Genomic DNA, 2057 nt, shown 5'->3' with positions numbered 1-2057 from the left:
TTTTTTTTTTTTCAAGAGGAAGAGCGGAATACGAGAATTGCCTCTTGTCTCGTGGGCTCGGAGATGTGTACCGAGCTGCCCTGGGGCACCGATGCCGCGGGCAGGGCCCGGTAGAGCGATCCCATGGTCGGCGCGCCGACGAAGCTCAGGCCGGCGCCGACGGCGAAGGCGGCGAGCGCGGGCCACACCTCGCTGGTGTGCCCGCCGATCCGGGTGAAGGCCAGCTCGCCGAGCGCCGTGACGACCGCTCCGCCACGGACGAGGGCGCGGGCGCCGAGCCGGTCGGACAGCCGTCCGGACAGCGGCATGGCGATGACCGCGGCAACCGCGAAGGGGGCGACCAGCAGCCCGGACGCGAGCGTGCCCCGCCCGTGCTGCTGCTGGTAGTAGAGCGGCAGCACGAAGAGGTTCGCGAACATCGTCAGGCCAACCAGCATCATGATCGCGACGCTCGCGACGAACCCGGGGTGGGCGAACAGCCGCAGGTCGATCAGCGGCGGTGTGCGATGCGGCGCGCGGCGCGGGGACGGCGCCCGCAGCGCGTGCAGGCCGTACCCGGCGAGCAGCGCCACGGCCGCGGTGAGAGGGACGAGCACCTGCCAGGCGGCGACGGTGGTGCGCTCGGCGGCCTGCGTCAGGCCCAGCACGACGGCCGCGAACCCGGGCCCGATCAGGGCGACGCCGACGACGTCGAGGTGGGCGAGGCGCTCCCCCGCTTGCGGCGGGTCGGGCGGTATCGACCGTATGGCGCCGGCCAGCGCCACGATCCCGATCGGCAGGTTGATCAGGAACATCCACCGCCAGGAGAGGTTCGCCAGGACGATCCCGCCGACGATCAGGCCGAGCACCGGCCCGGTCGAGAGCACCATGCCCATCAGGCCCATGACCCGCCCGGCCCGGCGGGGGCCGGCGGCGCGGGCCAGCAGGGTCAGTACCAGCGGGTCGAGGACGCCGGCCGCCAGGCCCTGGGCGACCCGGAAGACGATCAGGCTGGCGATGTCCCAGGCGAGCCCGGAGGCGAGGGACGCGGCCAGGAACGCGACGAGGGCGGCCAGCCACAGCCGCCGGGCGCCGAACCGGTCCACCGCCCAGGTGGTGACCGGGATGGCGACGGTGAGGGCCAGCAGGTAGCCGGTGGAGACCCAGCCGATCGTGCTCAGCGACGTGTGGAACCGGGTAGCGAGGGTGTCGACGCCGACGGCGACCACCGACCCGTCCAGGATGCCCATGATCCCGCCGAGCAGGACCACGGCGATCAGCCGTCGGAGCGGAGGGCCGAACCGGTCGTGCGCCTGGGACGCGTCCGCCATAGTGCCCTCCAGTGAGGATTATTGTGCACGTGCGAGTGCACTTTACAGCACCACAACGTTCCCAACGTTGCGGCTGTCCCGGGGAGGGCACAAGGGCAGCCGGTACTGTGAGGCCATGAGCGGGACCGTGAGCGCCGGCCGGCCAGCCAGCGGACAGGCGAGCGGCAGGCGTGGGCACGCCGACCGGCGGGCGGCCATTCTGGGCACCGCGTTCACGGTCTTCGCCCGGGAGGGATACGCCCAGGCGACCCTGGACGTCATAGCGGCTGAGGCGCGGGTCGCCAAGCACACGATCTACAACCACTTCGGTGACAAGCAGGCCCTGCTGCGCGCGTCCATCGCCGCCGAGGCCGACAAGGCGCTGGCGAAGAACCTGGCCGCGGTCGACCGGCTGCGCGACCTCGACGGCGACGTCCGCACCGCCCTGGAGGACGTCGGCTACCACCTGGTCCGGTGTTTCTGCGACGAGCGGGGCTGGGCGCTGCGGCGGCTGCTGTACGCCGAGATCAGTCAGTTCCCCGACCTGCTCGACATCATCCAGGGGCGGGCGACGAACCCGGTCACCGAGGCGCTCGCCGACCGGCTGGCCCGGCTGGCGCTGGCCGGCCGGCTGCGGGCGGGAGACCCGGTGGCGGCGGCGGAACAGCTCGCCGCCCTGCTGACCGGCTCGCTGGAGGGAAGGAGCTGCTTCGGCACCCGGACCATCTCCGACGACGAGATGCGCGCCGTCGCCCGCGCCGCGGTCGA

The 2057-nt window shown here is 72.5% G+C and carries 1 protein-coding gene; it reads left to right on the top strand.

The features are described 5' to 3' along the window. Positions 1-1425: 1425 nt before the first annotated feature. A partial coding sequence (locus NBW84_RS23090; RefSeq protein ID WP_445548832.1) for a TetR/AcrR family transcriptional regulator occupies positions 1426-2057 on the top strand: 632 nt, incomplete at its 3' end.

The sequence above is a fragment of the Protofrankia sp. CiP1_Cm_nod2 genome, assembly GCF_920664355.1.
In the GTDB taxonomy this organism is placed as follows: domain Bacteria; phylum Actinomycetota; class Actinomycetes; order Frankiales; family Frankiaceae; genus Protofrankia.
Note: the sequence above shows the minus strand (reverse complement) of the source record. Positions and strands in the feature narration are given on the sequence as shown.